16 protein-coding genes and 2 tRNA genes are annotated in these 20777 nt (G+C 38.3%); 16 read left to right on the top strand and 2 right to left on the bottom strand.

What is annotated here, in order from left to right; translation table 11 throughout:
* Positions 1-89: 89 nt before the first annotated feature.
* Complete coding sequence (locus tag H0W62_01955; protein ID MBA3647304.1) at positions 90-1070, top strand: amidohydrolase; 981 nt, start codon at positions 90-92, stop codon at positions 1068-1070.
* A 19-nt stretch (positions 1071-1089) separates the two neighbouring features.
* The gene (locus H0W62_01950; protein MBA3647303.1) at positions 1090-1419 is read left to right on the top strand and encodes a pathogenicity locus; all 330 of its coding nucleotides are present in this window, start codon (positions 1090-1092) and stop codon (positions 1417-1419) included.
* 17 nt (positions 1420-1436) lie between these two features.
* Here the strand turns inward: H0W62_01950 and H0W62_01945 are convergent, their stop codons facing one another.
* A complete protein-coding gene (locus H0W62_01945) occupies positions 1437-2207 on the bottom strand; it encodes an alpha/beta hydrolase (GenBank protein MBA3647302.1) in 771 nt (256 codons plus the stop codon).
* A gap of 162 nt (positions 2208-2369) precedes the next feature.
* Between H0W62_01945 and H0W62_01940 the strand changes: the two genes are divergently transcribed.
* The 11 genes from H0W62_01940 (at position 2370) to rny (ending at position 12887) form a co-directional block, all read left to right on the top strand.
* Complete coding sequence (locus tag H0W62_01940; protein MBA3647301.1) at positions 2370-3149, top strand: amidohydrolase; 780 nt, start codon at positions 2370-2372, stop codon at positions 3147-3149.
* Between the two features lie 88 nt (positions 3150-3237).
* Positions 3238-3576, top strand: a complete 339-nt coding sequence (locus H0W62_01935; GenBank protein MBA3647300.1) for a hypothetical protein — start codon at positions 3238-3240, stop codon at positions 3574-3576.
* A 19-nt stretch (positions 3577-3595) separates the two neighbouring features.
* Positions 3596-3973, top strand: a complete 378-nt coding sequence (locus tag H0W62_01930; protein MBA3647299.1) for a VOC family protein — start codon at positions 3596-3598, stop codon at positions 3971-3973.
* A gap of 99 nt (positions 3974-4072) precedes the next feature.
* Positions 4073-5641, top strand: coding sequence for a methylmalonyl-CoA mutase (locus tag H0W62_01925; protein MBA3647298.1), 1569 nt, complete (start codon positions 4073-4075; stop codon positions 5639-5641).
* A gap of 540 nt (positions 5642-6181) precedes the next feature.
* Positions 6182-7615, top strand: a complete 1434-nt coding sequence (gene dnaA, locus H0W62_01920; protein ID MBA3647297.1) for a chromosomal replication initiator protein DnaA — start codon at positions 6182-6184, stop codon at positions 7613-7615.
* Between the two features lie 114 nt (positions 7616-7729).
* Positions 7730-7821, top strand: a tRNA-Ser gene (locus H0W62_01915).
* A gap of 71 nt (positions 7822-7892) precedes the next feature.
* A tRNA-Pro gene (locus H0W62_01910) sits at positions 7893-7965 on the top strand.
* A gap of 148 nt (positions 7966-8113) precedes the next feature.
* On the top strand, positions 8114-10546 hold the full coding sequence (locus tag H0W62_01905) for a phenylalanine--tRNA ligase subunit beta (protein MBA3647296.1): 2433 nt from the start codon (positions 8114-8116) through the stop codon (positions 10544-10546).
* A 2-nt stretch (positions 10547-10548) separates the two neighbouring features.
* Complete coding sequence (locus H0W62_01900) at positions 10549-10842, top strand: hypothetical protein (protein MBA3647295.1); 294 nt, start codon at positions 10549-10551, stop codon at positions 10840-10842.
* A gap of 2 nt (positions 10843-10844) precedes the next feature.
* Positions 10845-11141, top strand: a complete 297-nt coding sequence (locus tag H0W62_01895; GenBank protein MBA3647294.1) for a cell division protein ZapA — start codon at positions 10845-10847, stop codon at positions 11139-11141.
* A gap of 171 nt (positions 11142-11312) precedes the next feature.
* Positions 11313-12887, top strand: coding sequence for a ribonuclease Y (gene rny / locus H0W62_01890; protein MBA3647293.1), 1575 nt, complete (start codon positions 11313-11315; stop codon positions 12885-12887).
* A gap of 154 nt (positions 12888-13041) precedes the next feature.
* On the opposite strand, the gene H0W62_01885 is transcribed toward rny, so the two are convergent.
* Entirely contained in the window at positions 13042-15144 is a 2103-nt protein-coding gene (locus tag H0W62_01885) for a hypothetical protein (protein ID MBA3647292.1), read from the bottom strand.
* A 398-nt stretch (positions 15145-15542) separates the two neighbouring features.
* Here H0W62_01885 and H0W62_01880 point away from each other — a divergent pair, with 398 nt between their 5' ends.
* The 3 genes from H0W62_01880 to H0W62_01870 all read left to right on the top strand — a co-directional run bounded on the left by H0W62_01880 (position 15543) and on the right by H0W62_01870 (position 20431).
* Positions 15543-17324, top strand: coding sequence for an ATP-binding protein (locus H0W62_01880; GenBank protein ID MBA3647291.1), 1782 nt, complete (start codon positions 15543-15545; stop codon positions 17322-17324).
* Positions 17325-17516: 192 nt separating this feature from the next.
* The gene (locus H0W62_01875) at positions 17517-18869 is read left to right on the top strand and encodes a DUF262 domain-containing protein (GenBank protein ID MBA3647290.1); all 1353 of its coding nucleotides are present in this window, start codon (positions 17517-17519) and stop codon (positions 18867-18869) included.
* A gap of 170 nt (positions 18870-19039) precedes the next feature.
* The gene (locus H0W62_01870) at positions 19040-20431 is read left to right on the top strand and encodes an AAA family ATPase (protein ID MBA3647289.1); all 1392 of its coding nucleotides are present in this window, start codon (positions 19040-19042) and stop codon (positions 20429-20431) included.
* Positions 20432-20777 lie beyond the last annotated feature (346 nt).

Raw genomic sequence — 20777 nt, 5'->3', positions numbered from 1 at the left:
CACGCTTCATGAGCATATTGAGCAACATCTAAGATTTCGTTTATTTCATTCCGGAGATTATTACATTTGATCAGGTGCGAAAACTTGATATCCATACTCACATTATCCCTCAGCAATTACCTGAATGGACTAAAAAATTTGGATATGGTGGATTTGTTCACCTTGAGCACCACAGGCCATGTTGTGCAAAAATGATGGTTGATAATAAATTTTTCCGGGAGATAAATGATAATTGCTGGGATGCAGAGGTTAGAATGAAAGAGTGCGAACATTTTGAGGTGGAAGTTCAGGTGCTCAGTACCATTCCTGTTATGTTTAGCTATTGGGCCAGGCCACTTGATTGCCTGGAAGTCTCGAGATTTTTAAATGATCACATTGCCGGAATTGTTCAAACATTTCCTCACCGCTTTGCAGGTTTGGGTACTGTACCTCTCCAATCGGTGGATATGGCGATCAGGGAGATGGAACGCTGCATGAAAGAACTAAATATGGCGGGAGTTCAGATTGGTTCTAATGTAAATCAGAAAAATTTAAGTGAGCCTGAATTTTTTCCTTTTTTTGAAGCGGCGCAGAATATGAATGCGTCAATATTTGTTCATCCATGGGAGATGATGGGTCGCGAGCAAATGCAGCATTATTGGTTGCCGTGGCTTGTGGGTATGCCGGCTGAAACTTCCCGTGCAATTTGTTCCATGATTTTCGGTGGTGTCTTTGAAAGGTTACCGGATCTGAAGGTAGCTTTTGCCCATGGAGGTGGATCATTTTCTGCTACCATTGGCAGAATTGAACATGGATTTCGGGAACGTCCTGACCTGGTGGCTGTGGACAATCCAGTAAGTCCTAAAAGTTATCTCGGTAAATTTTATTTTGATTCGCTGGTCCATGATGAAAAAATGTTGGGGTATATTATAGACTTAATGGGGGAAGATAAAATTTGCCTCGGTACTGATTATCCTTTTCCTTTGGGAGAATCGGAAGCTGGCAAAATGATTGAAGAGATGGATATTAAAGAAGAATTGAAAAAGAAATTACTTTGGGAGAATGGCTGGAAATGGTTAGGAAAAAAATAGGAGCTGTAATTTGATTTAAATGAACACTGTACAAAAAGAATTGCAAACTATTCCCGGTATTGGAAAAAGCATTGCTGCAGATTTGATCAACATTGGCATCCTCAATGTAAAAAGCTTACAATATAAAAATCCTTACTTGCTCTACAGAAAAATAGAAATTTTTTATGGTCTAAAACAAGATCCCTGTCTTCTTTATGTAATGCGTTGTGCGGTTTACTTTGCTTCTACTAAAGTACATGATGAAGAAAAATTAAAGTGGTGGTACTGGAAAGACCAAACTATTTATGAATCTCCCATATCCGCTCAGCAAAAATTAGGTAAGAGCCTCCGTATTCCAGCTGTTAAATAGCTTATTGATTCAATAAATTATTTTCTCAAACAATTCAGGATTACTTTGATTATTGAATCCTTTTTAGTCCATGGAATAAAATGGTTTTCATGAGGAAAAGCAATTATCTCTAGGGGCGCATTCACCAGCATTCTTTTCGCAAATTCTACATTTTCAGGGGGAACTATTGCATCCTTTGCGCCATACATGTATACACAATGGCAATGAATATCAGACCAGAGAGGAAGCATTTTTTTAAGTTCTGCAGAGTGGCTTAGCTTTTCATCATTGGTCACCTTCCAAACAGGAGGAACCATCCATTTAAAAATTTTCCAGTTGGCAGGATAGCTGATCTTCCAGATTTTTTCATGATCGGGATCAATGGCGGGAGCTAAGAAAATCAGTTCTCCCACTTTATCTGGGTAATCCATTGCTATACGGGCAATAACGGCTCCCCCGAGAGAGTGACCTATTATTATTGCCGGCTTATTTGATTTATTAGCATCTAAAATCGGTTGAATCATCCTGGCCTGGTCTTCTATAGAAGCTACAGACTGACCAAGCCCTGACTTTCCATAACCAGGCCTGTCGACAGAAACAAGCTGTGCATGGTTCATCAGAACTGTGTCACCTAAGTATTTTATAAAGGCATCCCAGGATCCAGGAGCACCATGAACAAATAATATTAACTGGTTGGTATCGCTTCCTGTGGTGGCATAAAACATCTGGTGGTTTAACTCCTTATATGTAATAAATCTGGGAGGCATAGGCTTATCCCTGAAATAATTATTCATCTGTTCAGGGCTAATAACAAAGCTTGTTTCCATAATTTTGAAAGCTGCAATTGGCGCAATAATACACAGCAGCACAATTATCAGCCATGTCGTCCTTTTTCTAAAAATTCTCATCATATTTACCAAAACGAATGCTCTTTACAATTCAAATGTACAGGTACGGAATGAACAGTGAATATGAAAGCTGACTTAAATATAACCTTCATTCAAACATCCCTGCATTGGCAAAACCGGAAGGCGAACCTTGAAATGCTTGCCGAAAAAATCATTTCTGTGGATCTTCCAACAGACCTGATTTTACTTCCTGAAATGTTTACTACAGGCTTTTCCATGTCTCCGGAAATTTTTGCAGAGACGATTGGCGGTGAAGCAATGACGTGGATGAGGCTAATGGCAGAACAAACCAGTGCAGTTATTTGCGGAAGCATGATGATGAATGATGGAGTCCACTACTATAATCGCTTAATCTGGATGCGCCCTGATGGAAGCTTTGAGCATTATGATAAAAGGCACTTATTCGGCTTGGGTGAAGAAAATCAGCATTACACCAGAGGCAATAAAAAAATTCTAGTCGAATTGAACGGGTGGAAAATACTTCCCTTGATTTGCTATGATCTTCGCTTTCCTGTGTGGAGCAGAAATTCAGAGTTCTTTGATTTAATATTGTACGTTGCTAACTGGCCGGAACGCAGAATTTATGCATGGAAGCAATTATTAATTTCCAGGGCAATAGAAAATCAATGTTATGTGGCAGGGGTGAACCGCGTAGGTTACGATGGAAATGAAGTATATCACAGTGGTAATAGTATGACAGTTGATCCTGCTGGTGAAGTATTAATACAGCAAGAGCATAACGAAACAGTTTTCACAAGCACTCTTTCACATCAGCACCTTATTCACCTTCGGCAGAAATATCCTTTTTTAAAGGACCAGGATCAGTTTAAGTTTGAGAGCTAAAGTTTATTGTTTATAATTCAGGAAACTGCTTTAAGTAATGATGTTCATTTTTCAGGTATAAGAATTATCTGTGGAGGAGGAAAATAGAATCTTAGTAAGAGAGAAGCAATGGCTGAAGCTTCGACAAAAATTAAAAGATGATTTCGGGAAAGCTCCCGATGTAAATGCCATATTGTTCCTGATTGGTATTCGTGAGCTTGGAAAGCTCAAAAAAAAATTTACCAAAGAAGAAAAACAGGATTTAATGCATATTGCTACGTGCAGTATTTTAAGTGTATCAGGCTATTATGAATTGAAAGCAGTGGATCAGGAGGGCTGGCCGCATTGGGTTGCAAAAAAACCATTGCCGGTCATGGATCTGATAGAACAGGAAGATTTTTTAAAAGATCATATTATCCGGTATTTTGAAGAAATGGAACTTTTATAGTAATATTCAATCAGTAAATATGAAAAATGCGCTAAACTGGTTTGAGCTTCCCGCTGGCAATTTCGAGCGTGCAAAAAAATTTTATGAGGACATCTTCAATTACAAAATGTTTGTGCTTGATCTCGGTTCAAACTTTAAAATGGGCTTCTTGCCGTTTGAGGAGAAGTCCATTGGAGGTGCCGTTGTATGGAATGAGGGTTTTTATAAACCCGGTGCCACAGAAGGTCCCTTGGTTTATCTGAATGGAAATCCGGACCTCATAATAATTCTTAACCACGTAGAAACTGCCGGAGGAAAAATTATTATTCCCAAGCGGCAGGTTTCACCCCAATTTGGATATATGGCAGTATTTATTGATAGTGAGGGTAATAGGGTAGCGTTGCATTCCAATTCATAAGACGATTAGCGATTTCAAAAAACCTTCAGAGATAATGCAGGTTAAGCAGAAGAGCACTTTCAAAGTGCTTGCCTATCTTCGTTGCATATCAAAAACCTTATGGGAAAAAAGGAGGACAAAAATAATTTCTATACGGATTCCGGAATTGAAATACAGCGTGCATATACCAGGTTATTAAAAGATACTTCAGAACAACCGGGTGAATTTCCATATACCCGCGGTATTCATGCAAACATGTACCGGCAAAAATTATGGACCATGCGGCAATATGCAGGTTTTTCCACTGCTGAAGAATCGAACCGGCGCTACCATTATCTTTTAAAACACGGTACCACCGGCCTATCCGTGGCCTTTGATCTTCCAACGCAGATAGGTTACGATTCAGACCATGAAATGGCTGAAGGAGAAGTGGGAAAAGTAGGTGTAGCAATTGATTCTTTGAAAGATATGGAAGCGTTGTTTCAAGGAATACCATTGCAGAATATTACTACTTCTATGACCATTAATGCAACCGCTTACATTCTTTTAGCCATGTATATTGCTCTGGCAAAAAAGCAAAATGCGGATCTGAAAAAAATTTCAGGCACTGTTCAAAACGATATACTAAAGGAGTATGCCGCACGCGGTACTTATATCTATCCACCAAAAGCTTCCATGAGGTTGATCACCGATATTTTTGAATATTGCGGTCGTGAATTACCGTCATGGAATACCATTTCCGTATCAGGTTATCACATTCGGGAGGCCGGCGCCACTGCGGTGCAGGAAGTGGCATTTACACTTTCAAACGGTAAGGCCTATTTACAAGCCGCACTCAACAGGGGGTTGGATATTAATGTATTTGCGAGGAGGATTTCTTTTTTCTTCAATGCTCATAACAACCTTTTTGAAGAGGTAGCAAAATTCCGGGCGGCCAGGCGCATGTGGGCGAAAATTACCAGAGAGTCAGGGGCTACAGATGCAGGTGCGCAAATGTTGCGGTTTCATACACAATCCGGGGGATCAACGCTTACAGCTCAGCAACCCCTGAATAACATTGCCAGGGTTACTGTTCAGGCACTTGCTGCAGTATTGGGTGGCACTCAGTCTCTCCATACAAACGGATATGATGAGGCACTGAGCTTGCCTACAGAATCTGCTGCAGCAATTGCATTGCGAACTCAGCAGATAATAGCTTATGAGAGCGGAGTTACTCAAACAGTGGATCCGCTTGGCGGTTCTTTTTTCATTGAGCAGCTAACGGATGAAGTGGAAAAAGAAGCGTGGAAATATATAGAAAAGATAGATGCTTTGGGCGGATCTGTGCAAGCCATAGAGGACGGCTTTATTCAAAATGAAATAGCCGCTTCAGCATATAAGTACCAGCAGGAAATAGAAAACGGTGATAAAATAATAGTCGGGTTAAATAAATTTATAAAGGAAAATGAGGAAGCAAATATTATTTTTAAAATAGATGATTCCATTAGAGAATTACAGAAGGAAAAACTTCATGAATTAAAGAAACAAAGGGATCCGCAAAAAGTAGATCAGATATTGGAAGAGCTGGAGAGAGTGGCGCATACGGAGGAAAATATTATGCCTGCGGTAGTCGAGGCGGTTGAAAGTTTTGCCACGCTGGGTGAAATTTCAGATACGCTACGGAAGGTGTTCGGAGAGTATAAAGCCTGAATATTGTTTATTGATGAATGATCTTCATTAAAATTAAAATACAACTTCAGGATTAATCCATCTGCATTATTCAGCATTACCTGATTTTATGAAAAATAAAACAGCTGCTGCATTGCGTTAATGCTTAAATATAAATTCTAATTGTAGTAAACCTCATTAAGAGGTGATTATGAGAAATGAAAAATAGGTATACTCATCTTAATCGAAAATGTATATTCTAATCAAAACGTTTAGATGATTTTTCCGATAAAAATTAATATAGTTATCATCATATTATCGTGCTGAAATCGTTACCTGAATGCATTTTCTTCTTTTAGAAAAAAAAATATAAACGCCACATACATATCCACACTACATTTCCGCTTTCCGCAGAAAAAATATGGAGTGTGGAAAACCCAATTGTAATTGCGGTGAAAAAGTCAATAGGCAGAAATAATTTTTTTGAACTTTTTTTAGAAGATGTTTGCACTTCTATCACCATTCTACTTAAATTGATGAGATAAAATAAAATTTACAAACACTAATAATTCTGAGAGACAAATGAACAAATCACCCGATGATGTATGGAAAAGCTGCTTAAAAATTGTTAAAGATAATGTGAACCTTCAAAGTTATAAGACCTGGTTCGAACCTATAAAACCCATAAAACTTGAAAAGAATGTTTTAACAATCCAGGTACCCAGCCAATTTTTTTATGAATGGCTGGAGGAACATTACGTAACATTGCTTCGAAAAATTATTCGTCGTGAGCTGGATAAGGACGCGCGATTAGAATATCAGATTGTTGTGGACGGAAATTCCGGACAAAACACTCCTTATACCGTCAACATACCAACGTATAATACCAATACAAATAAAAATCCTGAGGTTTTGGCTCCTATGGTTCTCGGTAATCAAATAAAAAATCCTTTTGTGATACCGGGGCTGAAAAAGGTACAGATCGATTCGCAGCTGAATTCCAATTATAGCTTTGATTCATTTGTGGAGGGTGATTGCAATCGCCTGGCGCGCTCCGCAAGCTTTGCTGTAGCCAATAAACCGGGGGGCACTTCCTTTAATCCACTGGTTGTTCATGGAGGCGTGGGTCTGGGCAAAACACATCTGTTACATGCGCTCGGAAACCAGGTTAAAATGAATTTTATTGAGAAGACGGTACTGTATGTTCCTTCCGAAAAATTTACAAATCAGTTTATCGATTACCTGAAAAATAATGCCGTTAATGAGTTCATTCATTTTTATCAGATGATAGATGTGCTTCTCGTTGACGACATTCAGTTTTTTGCGAATAAGGACCGCACCCAGGATATATTTTTTCACATTTTCAACCACCTCCATCAGTCAGGCAAACAATTGATTCTTACATCAGATCGCTCGCCCCGTGACCTGGAAGGTATTGAAGAGCGGCTTCTATCCCGCTTTAAGATGGGCCTGACTACGGACCTTAGCTGCCCCGATTTTGAAACACGTATGGCGATACTGGAAAAGAAGATATATGCCGATGGAATAGAATTGCCTCACGATGTAATAGAATTTGTCGCGTATAATGTCAGCTCCAATGTCCGGGAATTGGAGGGAGCTTTAATCTCATTGCTGGCTCAGTCTTCTTTAAATAAAAAAGAAATCGATCTGGAAACAGCTAAAAAAATCATAAAGAACTTCGTAAAAAGTATTTCACGGGAAGTATCTATAGAATTTATCCAGAAATCGGTTTGTGAATACTTTAATGTTCAGCAGGATAAGCTAAAGGAAAAAACCAGAAAACGTGCCATTGTACAGGCTAGGCAATTATCCATGTATTTATCAAAAAGCTTTACAAAGAACTCACTCAAGGTAATCGGTCGTCATTTTGGAGGTAGAGACCATAGTACGGTAATTCATTCTTGCCAGGCAGTACGTGATTTGATGGATACAGATAAAGAATTCAGGGAATCTGTAGCTGATATTGAAAAAAGAATTCAATTGAGTATATCCTGAATTACTCCTTATGTTTAGAATATAATTTAATAGACCCTGTAGTGAATTAAAACCTTTTAGGGTAAATTCACTCTGCAATTAACACCTATTTTATTTTTACTTTTGCGTCCTCACGGAGAGGTGCCTGAGTGGCCGAAAGGGCCGGTTTGCTAAACCGTTGTACTCTGCAAAGGGTACCGAGGGTTCGAATCCCTCCCTCTCCGCCAGTAATCATGATCTTACCTGTGTATTGATTTGGATTGGGTGGAATAAATACCTTCCTTCGCAGGTAAAATTTCGGGGTGTAGTACAGTTGGCAGTATGCCTGCTTTGGGAGCAGGAGGCCGCAGGTTCGAGTCCTGCCACCCCGACACTGGTATATATAATTAGGTTGGCAACATAAAATAGTGCTTCCGCATTCCTGGAATTCTATTTACTCCTCTCAATGCATATAGAAAATTGAAACCTCTGCTGCAATCATCTTCTAAACTTCTTTTAATTTGTTGTGCTTAAGATAAGATGAACATTTCCTATAACTTATTAAAAAAATACCTTGATAATAATTTAACTCCGCAAGAGATAGCCGAAATTCTGACTAACATCGGCTTGGAAGTGGAAAATATTCAACACCTGGAATCAGTTAAGGGAGGCCTTCAGGGATTGAAAATCGGTCTGGTTAAAAGTGTAGGGCGGCATCCGGATGCGGATAAGCTGACGGTAACCCGGGTTGATACAGGCGATGGGAATAATTTACAGATCATTTGTGGCGCGCCTAATGTTGCACCCGGTCAAAAGGTAGTAGTTGCTTTGCATGGCACCACCATTTTTCCTTTTGAGGATAAACCTGTTAAAATTAAAAAGGCGAAAATCAGGGGAATCTTATCGGAGGGTATGATTTGTGCCGAAGACGAAATAGGATTAAGTGCCGACCATAGTGGAATTTTAATCCTGCCGGATACAGCAGAAGTCGGCTCCCCCGCTGCAAAATATTTCAATATTGCTGATGACTATATTTTAAGTGTAGGGATTACTCCCAACCGGTCTGATGCGATGTCGCATATTGGTGTAGCCAGGGATTTGGCTGCTTATCTATCATTCAACCGGGATCAAAAAATATCCCTCACGATTCCTGATATCTCCGCTTTCCAAATTCATAATCACACCCTTCCAATCGAAGTAACAGTTGAAAATTCTGATGCCTGTCCGCGGTTTTCCGGTGTTACTATTTCCGGAATCACTGTAGCACCATCTCCTGAGTGGCTAAAAAATACATTAAACGCAGTTGGGATTCGCAGCATAAACAACATTGTGGATATTACCAATTTTGTGATAATTGAATGCGGTCAGCCCTTGCATGCTTATGACGCCAAAGAAATAAAGGGAAAGGAAATTTATGTTAAGACGCTTGAGGAAGGGACCCTGTTTAAAACCCTCGATGATAAAGATTTGAAATTGAGAGCCTCAGACTTAATGGTATGCAATTCAGATGAAGGTATGTGCATTGCAGGAGTTTACGGAGGAGCAAAATCGGGAGTTAAAGAGACGACTGAAAGTATTTTTCTGGAAGCCGCTTACTGGAATCCATCCTGGATTCGCAGAACGGCTGCTTATCACCATTTACGAACCGATGCAGCCTCGCACTTCGAAAGAGGAACTGACCCTAATGGCAATATATACGCATTAAAGCGTGCGGCCTTGTTGATTTGTGAATACTGCGGTGGTCAAATTTCCTCAGAGTTGACAGATGTTTATCCTGAAATAATTAAAGAATCTGTTGTTTCACTCAAATGGAGCAAGCTAAACCGGTATACAGGAATTAATATTCAGGAATCAGATGCAAAAAAAATTTTAGAGGCCTTGGATTTCAGGATTGTTTCTGAAGATGAAGAAGGGATTACTGTCCGTGTTCCGACATTTAAAACCGATGTATTGCGTGATGTTGATTTGATTGAGGAAATACAGCGTATTTATGGAATTGAAAAAATTCCAGTTCCAGAAAAAGTGCGTTCAGCTCTCAGCTATTCAGCTGATAAAAAAGATAAAAGCTCTTTTGTATTTGGGCTTTCCAATGCACTTACAGGCTTTGGATTTCGTGAAATGATCAATAATTCCATTTCGAATTCAAAGCATTCAGAAGTGTTTTATCCCGAATCTCAAGATTCCATTGTTCGTCTGCAAAGCTTTAGCAACATAGGCCTTGATTCCATGCGAACCTCTATGGTGTTTCCTGCGCTGGAGGCAGTTCATTATAACCATAATCACAAACAGTACGATCTTAAGCTTTTCGAATTTGGTAAAACATATTCTAAGAATAACAATAAATATCTGGAAAAGGAACATTTAATACTGCTGGTTACAGGAAGCAGGTTTCAGGAATCATGGAATCAGGAAGAACAGCCGGTTGATTTTTTTTTCCTGAAAGGAATTGTGGAAAACATTTTAAAAAAAGCCGGCATTTCCGGCTTCCAAACAGCATCAACAGAAAATGAAATTTATCAGTCTATGATTTCGTATGATGTAAATAAACAATTAATTGCATCTATCGGAAAACTAAATACCGGGTTGCTTAGTTATTTTGATATTAAAAAAGAAGTTTTTTACGCCGAATTTGATCTGGAAGCACTTTTAAATTTAGGAAGCAATTCAGCCACGTTTGTGCCTCCTCCTAAATTTCCCTCTGTCCGCCGCGATCTAGCCCTTATAATTGATAAAAAAACTTCATTTCAGGACATTGAAGGCATTGCTTTTAAATCTAGTAATTCACTGCTTAAAGAAGTAAATTTGTTTGATGTATATTCAGATGAAAAAATAGGAAGCGATAAAAAATCTTATGCGGTAAGTTTTATGTTTCAGCATCCGGATAAAACATTAACAGATCAGGAGGTGGAAAATGAAATGAATCAGCTCCTTAAAACTTTTTCTTCAGAATTAAATGCTGTTGTAAGGCACTAAAAATGAATGAACTTTTAAAGAAAACGGAAGATCTTGTTTCCAAAATCCATCGGCTCCTGGATAAACAGGACCGGCTAGCAGCTGAAACGCTGGTAAAAGATGAAAAGCTTCGGGTTACTGCGACAGAGTTAAAGCAAAAGAATGATCAGATTCGTCAGCTGGAAGAGCAGATTACATTATTAAAAGCAACAACCCACATTCCCTTTTCCGAAGGGAATTTGAAGGATGCCAGGCGGAAGCTAAATGAATATATCCGGGAAATTGACCGATGCATTGAAAAACTATCGGCAGAATAACTATGAGCGACACCATAAGCATTAATATCACAATTGCTGACCGCACCTATCCTATTAAGGTAAAAGCGAACGAGCAAATTCTTATAAAAGAAGCAGAAAGGCTGATAAATGATAAGTTATACCAGTTTCAAATGCAATTTACAGGTCAGGAAAAGCTGGATTACCTCGCGATGAGCGCCTTAATGAATGTGGTGGAAGTAATGAAAATAAATGAAGAAGGGACAGCTGTTAATGAGCAGGTAAATAAAAAATTATCCGAGGCTGAGCTATTAGTTTCGGAAGGACTGCGGAAGCCTTAAACTTTTGTCAGCCAAAAGTATCCTGATTAAACTCCCGCTTGAATAACCAATACCTCGTATTTCAAAATTTATAATTTTGTGATACTAACTTTAAGAATAATTGGTTATAGACTGACTATTAATTTCTGAAAACCCATTTGGTTATGTTGTTCAAAATCAAAAAATTAAACAATGAATTCTCAAATTCCTTATATAGCTTTTGCTGTAATGGCAATAATAATGGCTGGCCTGGGCCTGCTTGTGGGCAGGCTTATGTATTCCAAATCATCAAAAAAAGAGCGTGAATTAGCGATCCAGGAAGCTGATAGAACACTGGCAGATGCCCGTCAGCAAGCAGAAAACTTAAAAAAAGACAAATTATTAGAAGCAAAAGAGCAGATTTTACAGCTTAAAGGTGAATTTGAAAAAGAATCTCTGCAACGCATAAAGTCTTTGGAGCAAAATGACCTTCGCTTTAAGAGAAATGAGCAAGTGCTATCTCAAAAGATGGAAGGGGCTCAGCGAAAAGAGCAGGAAGTGGAAACTATTAAGCAAAATCTTTCCCGTCAGCTTGAATTAGTTTCTTTAAAAAAATCAGAACTGGAAAAAGCTCAGGAAGAGCATATCCAGAAACTGGAAAAGATTGCACGGCTTACAGAAGCAGAAGCTAAGGCCCAACTGATTGAAAATCTGAAAGAAACAGCCAGGTCTGAAGCAATGGGTCATGTAAAGGAAATAATGGATGAGGCAAAAGTAAAAGCCAACAAGGAAGCGAAGAAAATAGTTATTCAAACGATTCAGCGCGTGGCGGCTGAACATGCTATTGAAAATTCAATCTCTACATTCCATATTGAAAGCGATGATATAAAGGGACAAATTATTGGCCGGGAAGGCAGAAATATCCGGGCTTTGGAAGCTGCCACGGGGGTGGAGATTATTGTGGATGACACTCCGGAAACCATCATTATCAGCTGTTTCGATCCTGTTCGCAGAGAGATTGCCCGGCTTTCTTTACAGCGCCTGGTGGCTGATGGAAGAATACATCCTGCGCGAATTGAAGAAGTGGTGGAAAAAACCCGGAAGCAAATGGAAGATCATATAGTAGAAGTGGGCGAACGTACGGTTGTTGAGCTTGGGATACATGGTTTGCATGCCGAATTGACGAAAATGGTAGGCAGGATGCGTTTCCGCTCTTCTTACGGACAAAATCTTCTGATGCACTCTAAGGAGGTTGCCAACTTGTGTTCCATCATGTCGGCCGAATTGGGTTTAAACCCTAAGCTTGCTAAGCGAGCAGGATTGCTCCATGATATTGGTAAGGTGCCGGAAGAAGAAAGTGAGCTTAGCCATGCACTATTAGGAATGAAGCTTGCCGAAAAATACAACGAACATCCTGCTATCTGTAATGCCATTGGGGCTCATCATGATGAAGTGGAGATGACGTATGTGATCTCACCGATTGTACAGGCCTGTGATGCCGTATCCGGAGCCCGCCCCGGAGCTCGGCGTGAAATGCTGGAGCAATACCTGAAGCGGTTAAAAGACCTCGAAAACCTGGCCATGAGCCAGGATGGGGTCGAAAAAGCCTACGCCATCCAGGCAGGCCGGGAGCTTCGTGTAATTGTAGAATCAGAAAAAATTACGGATAAGCAATCTGAAGAACTATCGTTCTCTCTTTCTCAAAAAATACAAAATGAAATGACCTACCCGGGCCAAATTAAAGTGACAGTGATCCGGGAAAAACGTTCCGTAAGTTTTGCTAAGTAATTTATATCCTGGTTTGAATGAAAAGAGATTTTGGGCTGAAGTATAACCGTGTTAAGAGTCTTTGATCTCACAAGCAACACACACTGATTAGGAACTAATCTATAAAAAGATTACATCACTTTATTTATAATCCAGCCGTGAAAGAACCTTTTCATTAAAATAACAGCTTATCCACAGCAGCAATTGTGTCTCCTTTCCATTCTACTAAATAAATACCTGGCCTTTTATATAAAACCGGAATGTTATTATCACCGGTAGCAAGTTGAAATTGCTGAACGGTAATCCTTCTTCCCAGCACATCATACATAGACATTTTAACGCTTTGCACATTTTCACAATAAATATGTGCGATATATCCTTCTGAAGTTTTGCTGTAGGAAACAGTTGCCGTTTGCAGGTTTGACAACACTGCTTCACTACGGCTGCAATTACCCAAAGTAAGCTTAACCTGGTTTCCTGATTTCTTGATTGTAATTCCTTTTAATGTAATCAAGCCGCTTTTATAGGTAAAGGAACCGCTCTCTATTACTGAATTATTAACATCATAATTCGTCCAGGTTATTTTATCTCCGTTTTTTGGATGAAAATGCTGGACCCGGCGAAAGGTTATATCGCTTTTGCAGGTAGAATACTGATTAGCACTAAGCTTGCCACCCACATAAAAATCTTTTATAAAAACGTTAATAGATAATTTACAGTTTTCATCTGTGATATCATTCTTCCAGCCTAAATATCCGTTAAGAGCTCCATAGTTTGCACCGCTGCCAGGGTCTCCCGTTCCTAAATTGGGGTCAATAGAACAGTTGGAAAATGCAGGAAACAGTTTCGTTGTCTGCAGGGAATAGAAGTCAGGTGTAGTTTCCTGATCAAGAAAATTAGCTCCGTTGCCATCATGATCGCGCTGGTCCCAGAAGAATACGCCTCCGCAACGGGTGGTTTCTAAAGAATCAAAACCTCCCACTGTCCACTTATTCCACAATATTGTTTTATCGTTTTTTCCATAAACACAATACACCGGTGGTAAATTATAGTCTTTATTGATGTGCAGCATGGAGCGTGTATCCAGCAATTCATAGATGCCAATGTCATTTTCAGAAGACGGATATTTAATATCTGAACTAAGATCTTTTGAAGCTTCTCCCCACATTTGTGTAAGCTCCTGCGACTTGCTGTCGTTGCCTTCGGGTTGCACCAGGAAAGGACCGGCAGCTTCATATACCGCCGCTATCTGGTCAGGGATAATCATCGCAGTGGTAAGCACTCCGAAACCACCGGCTGAGACACCCACCAGGTAAACCTTAGAAGTATCAAGCGGCAAATTTTTCTTTGCCCATCCAAGCAAATAAATGTAGCGGCGCTGGGAAAATGTTTTTATCGTTCCCGACGATGGAACAGGATTAGTGCCCGAGTAAAAGTCGTACGACTGATGGTAGCCATTCCAATACGTATGATCACCATTTGAAGCGGAGGATGGCAGCCAGTCATCCATCCCCATTATGTAGCAATCCGTAATGGTACCATTCATAAATTGAGAAAGGCCATTCCCCTTGATGGAATTTTCCTGGAGGCCTTCATAGAATTCGAAGAGCGCATATTTGCTTTTAGCACCCCTTTTTAACACGTAAAAATTATACCCGTACGACCCTTTACTGTTAAATGCTGGCATGTTCTCGGCTTCCTGGTTATTTCCAAAGATCACATACATCTGCACTTCGTCTCCGGTTGACCAGTGTATTGAATCCTGCCATACAGGCAATGGGTCAGATACCTTTTCTTTAACCGGTGTGGAGAGACTATTACTACCGATGGTGATGGTTTTATCTTCTTTATTATCACTCAGGGTTGTTACGGTAACTGCATAATAATAAGATTTACCGTTAACAGAAGTAGTTACATATAACCCCTGTGAAGCTGAAAGTGGATTACCATTATCTTTTATTTTAAAAAACACATTTTGATGGTCGAGACTGGTGCGGCGGATATTTTTTGAGGAACTGTCCCTTACAAATCCTAAAAAGGTGGAACTGCTAAGCTGGGATGATGAGGTAAATTTTGAAGTGGAGCGGTAAACATTATACTGAAGGTTGGTACCCTTCGGGGATGTCCAGGTTGTAAAAGTTTGACCGTTCCGGTATATGGCACTGATATTTGTAACTGTGGAGGCAGATACCAGGCAGGAACCAAATCCGGATAATAGAATGATGATGCAAAAATGCACATTGCATGCCACCGGCAGGCAGCGTTTTAACTGTTGCATAAGCGTAGATTGTGTTTTAATTACAGAAAAGCCGAAGAACCCCCTCAGGCTCTAAGGCGCGCCAAAGTTGTGAGAAGCATTATAAAAATGCAAAAGAAAAAATCTGGAAAACGGACAATCAGGAATGAGTTTCTTTAAGCTGAGTGAATGGCGGAAATGCCTAAACGACCGCAAGGATAAATGACGGATATTGTGCGCACTGCCTCAGTAAAGCAGGCTCTCGCCGGTTCCCTTTTCAAAAGTTTTATATTTGAAAATAGTATACTTACTATATTATAGCGCTATGGCTTTCTTGTTAAAACATGCGTATATCCTCATACTCAGAGGCGGATTCACGCTATGAATAAAAGAAGCAGTAGCGTAATAGATGTTAGCGGTAATTACTAAAGACAACCAAAATAAGTATGAAAATCAACATAAATCAGAAACATAAATCAATAAATCCGCCTTGCGAGTTTGAGCTTCCCGAGTTTTCAGCGCTAACTGGTAAAAACGGTAGCGGTAAAACACATTTATTAGAGGCAATAGCAGATAATAAAAAATCTCAGGTTTTAATAAATGGTGTGGTCAAAACAAATGTTAGATATATTGGATTTAACGGACTAAATCCCAATATTGAGGAAACTTGTAACCCACAAACAATTATTAATCATATTAAGACTACTTGGAATAATTACAACAACGCATTACAAAATATAATTACGGAAACCAACCTTACAATTCAAAGACTATTTCAGCATTTGGGTGGAGACGAAAACCAAAAAAAATATATCACACAAACAATTGAAGGCACAAAAAAGACATTCGACAAACTAACAGAAGATGATTTTGCAGATTATTTCGACATCTCTTTTATGGCGAATAATGATTTTTTCACTGCCCAATTTGCTCTTATTTTCAAAACTTATCATAAGAGGCAAGAAGAAAATAACCTTAATGAATATTACAACTCAACAGGAAGACCTACTTCAAAACCTGTACTATCAATGAAAGAATTTGAAGACAAATATGGAAAACCTCCTTGGGATTTTGTAAATAAAATCCTTCTTGAAACGAATATACCATATGAGGTAAATAGTCCAATCGGAACTCGGCTAGAATCAAATTTCAATTTTAAATTAAAAGATCGAGTTGCAGGTTTTGAAATTAGCTCAATGGATTTATCGACAGGCGAGAAAGTATTAATGTCGCTTGCACTAGCTATATACAACACTGGCGGAGATTTGGGGAAGCCAGACTTATTATTGCTTGACGAACCTGATGCAGGTCTCCATCCCTCAATGTCTAAAATGATGGTAGATGTTCTAAACAAGAACATAGTAAATGAGAACAAAATCCCAACGGTTATTTCAACTCATTCTCCGACAACAATAATTGCTTCGGATGGTATTTCAATTTATCAAATGATTAGAGGGAACAATATACCAACAAAAATACCTACTCAACAAGCAGTTGAAATTCTATCGTCTGATATTCCTTTCCTAAAAATTTCTAATGACAAAAGAAGACAAGTATTTGTTGAAAGTAAAAATGATGTAAATTATTACGAACTTCTAACGAACATTTATTCACGTATCGAACAATTGCCATCAGAACCCATTTACTTGCCAGCAAGAACATCAGTTGGTTCAAATTGCACTGATGTCATTGATATAGTAAATAACTTATCGAAAAATGGGAACGAGCAGGTTTATGGAATTATTGATTGGGACACCACAAACGCCAGCAAAGATAGAGTAATAGTAATCGGTGAAAATGACAGATATGCAATTGAGAATTATCTGCTTGACCCTCTACTTATGGGTTTGCTATTTCTCAGAGAAAGAAGAGTAAATTTTTCTGATTTTACTTTGAACGATTATTCTAACTATGCCGACATTAATAAACTAACAATGCCTGACGCACAAATAATAATAGACAAAGTTCTAAATGATTTAGGACTGTATTCAACAAATATAAAACCTTGTATCCTTCAAAATGGTTGGACTTTAAATGTTACAGAAGAATTTAATCTGCATCAAGGACACGACTTGGAAATACTTTACAAGACAAAATACCCATTTTTGAAATCGTATCAAAGAGAAGATGGACTGAAAAAGGATATTATAGAAAAAGTAATAAATGACTATCCAAATTTTACACCAAGAAAAATATTTGAGACAATACTAAAAATAAAATAATTACCGCTAACAGCGGTTTGGCAAAAGTGGCGGTTCAGTGTTCCGCAGACACCGTTGTGGTTAATCAAACATTGATTCTCCGCATCAACATTTGTGGTAAAAATCGACACCTTCGCCAAGCCGCCAGCCGTTATAGGGCATTTTAGAAAGACGCAATTAAATTAATACAATATGGACAACGAATCAATAAAAATGACTGAAGAATTAGAGGAAGAAATCTTTTTTGATGATGAAGGTGATGAACCAGAATCGGAAGTCGTAGGAGATGGCCCAACGAAAATTTATACTGAACAAGGGGATCCCGAAATTGATGGGCTTTACCAAAGATGGAAGCGTGGAAAACTGGATGTTCAGCCAGACTTTCAGCGCTATTTTGTTTGGGATATAATAAAAAGTAGTCGATTATTAGAATCAGCCTTACTCGATATTCCTTTACCCGTAGTTTATCTGACAGAAGAACCTGATGGCAAAATCTATGTAATTGATGGTCAACAACGACTTACTTCATTCTTCGCATATATGGACGGGCTTTTCCCAGACAAAAAAGGAAAACCATTTAAGCTGACTGGACTAAAAGTGCTTAAAGAATATCAAGGGAAACAATTTACTCAATTGCCTGAAGACATTCAAGACAAAATACGGTATTGCAAAATAAGAACTATCACTTTCAAAAAGGAATCTAATCCCAATTTGAAATTTGAAATATTTGAGAGACTAAATACTGGCTCAGTTCCTTTAAACACTCAAGAACTTCGTAATTGTGTTTATAGAGGCAAATTTAATAATCTAATAAAGGAATTAGCTTCTGATAATACCTTCTTAGAATTACTTGGCCTAAAACATTCCGACAGAAGGATGAAGGACGCTGAACTTGTGTTAAGATTTGCTTCTTTCTTTCACAACACTCATATCAATTACAAATCTCCAGTAAAGAATTTTCTCAATAATGAAACAACAAGATTTCAAAATATTTCCGACAAAGATGCTGAGCAGCTTAGGAATGCCTTTAAAAATTCTATTGCAATAATAAAGTCCCTTCTAGGTGAGAACGCCTTTAAAAGGTATTATAAAGGAAATGATAAGAATCCAAACGGATATTGGGAAAAGTCAAGATTCAATGCCTCATTATTTGATGTGCTTATGGACTCATTTGCGCGAGTTGACAAAAACAGCGTTTATGCGAACCTAGACTCGATTAGAGAAGCATTCATAAGCATAATGACTAATGATATAGAATTTATAGATGCCATTGAAATCGGGACTAGTGAGGAGAGAAAAGTAATTAGACGTTTTGACAAATGGAGAAATACGCTGAATGAAATTCTAGGAGAACAGAAGAAACAGCAAAGATGTTTCTCTTTCAACTTGAAAGAACAACTTTTTGAAGAAAACCCGACTTGCGCCTTATGTGATAATCAAATATCACAAATAGATGATGCAGCCGTTGACCATATTGAGCAGTATTGGTTAGGTGGCAAGACCATCCCAGAAAATGCAAGACTAACACATAGATTTTGTAATGCATCCAGACCAAGAAAAGAATAAAAAAGCGCCCTATAACACACCTGCCCAAAAGACGGGATTTCGTGTTTCAAAGACAGTATAGTGGTTAATGGAAGTTTAGTTTTTCAAATCAAGTCTTGTGGTAAAAGTCCCACCCTTTAGGTAACTGCGAAACGTTAAACACAATTGTAAAATGAACATTCCGATTATATATGAGGATAGAAAATATTAGACAATTCATCAAGGAGAAAGCGGAACAATTCGGTGCTAAGAAAGACAACGAATTCAATAAACCTTATGTTGAACGTAACAACACTGGACAAGAGGCATTAAAAGACAATGGTGCATATTTTGGTTTTATTCATCCAGAAGAAGAAGCTTCTGGCCCATACCACGATTTTTCACTTACTATATTTCCTAACGACCAAAGCAAACCTTGGCTAGTATGTTTAGGAATTGGGTCTAGTGGCTTTAAAAATGATTATGAACTAGCAACTTACCCAGGACTTAGAAGATTATTCTCAAAGCTAATTGACGAAAAAGGTTTTTGTAAATCTGATTTTTCAGATATTGAAACTGGATTGCCTAAAGCATTTACAGGCCATTCTGAACTAAACCATATTAAGAATACTATTTCTAAAATGTATTCTAAATTTTTACCTGCTAGTCAAATTGTTAATGATCCTGAAAACGATGAAGGCAAGAAAATAATTGCTGCATTTGTGGCTGGCTATGCAAAACTTAGAGACTGGCCATCCAATAAAGACCATCGAAAAGCAATTTCAGAAGCCTTAGAACCTTTTCTTAAAAAGGAAACAACAGATGAAGCCGAAGAAATAAAAAATCTTTTGAATCAAAGAAAATATATTGTACTTCAAGGTCCTCCGGGCACTGGAAAAACAAGAACAGCAAAAGAGGTCGCTGAAAAAGTTAATGCAAAAACATTTTTTACTCAATTCCACGCAGAGACAAGTTTTTCAGATTTTATATTTGGTATTCGACCAGACCTTAATAACAAAGAACTTAGCTATAAAGAAAATTTAGGAAGCTTCACTGAAGCAGTGAAGTATGCAAAAGAACACGAGAAGGAAAAAGTTCTTCTAATAATTGACGAAATAAATAGAGCTAACCTATCGAATGTTTTAGGTCCAATCTTCTATTTGTTTGAACACAAGATGGACAAATTGAATGTTGAAATTGAAATTTCTCCAGATTTCAAAATAAAAAAGCTACCAGATAATTTTTCCGTAATTGCTACTATGAATACTGCTGACAGAAGCTTGGCAGTAGTTGACTTTGCATTACGTAGAAGATTTGCCTGGTATTCTTTAAAACCAAAAGCAATTATTTCAAATCAATTTTTCAAAGATGATTTTGCAAGAATTCAAGAAATATTCGACTGGTACGCTTCAAGCAATGAATTATCGCTGCAACCAGGCCAAGGTTATTTTATAGCAGACAGTGACGAGGAAATGACAAACCGCATCAAATACGAAATATACCCATTGATAAAAGAGTATTTGCAAGAAGGGTTGATTAGAAATGCCAAGGAAGAGTTCAATGATTATTTCGCTACAAGGATAGATCAATCATTATTCGAATGAGCAAGCCATTAGATGTTTTTTGTGAGGTACCTTGTTTAACTGAACATTCAAGACAGTTAGGTGGAATTGCTTTGCAAAAAAAATGGTTCAAATCGGCTGATAAAAGAATTATTGGCCAATACCTTCAAAAGTTTATTGACTATAATTCATCGCAATTCAAGTTCATAGGCGTTCAACCATTTATAATTGGCTCTGACCAAAACACTTCATTGGCCTTCCGTGTAAGCTCCCCATAAAATAGGGCCAGTTAAAAATAGAAAATACAGTTTTAAATTTAACTGGTCATGAAAAGAGAAAAATTCACCGAAGAACAAATTATCAGGATACTCAAGGAGTATGGCACTGG

This window comes from Chitinophagales bacterium, from assembly GCA_013816805.1.
GTDB lineage: Bacteria > Bacteroidota > Bacteroidia > Chitinophagales > UBA10324 > MGR-bin340.
Note: the sequence above shows the minus strand (reverse complement) of the source record. Positions and strands in the feature narration are given on the sequence as shown.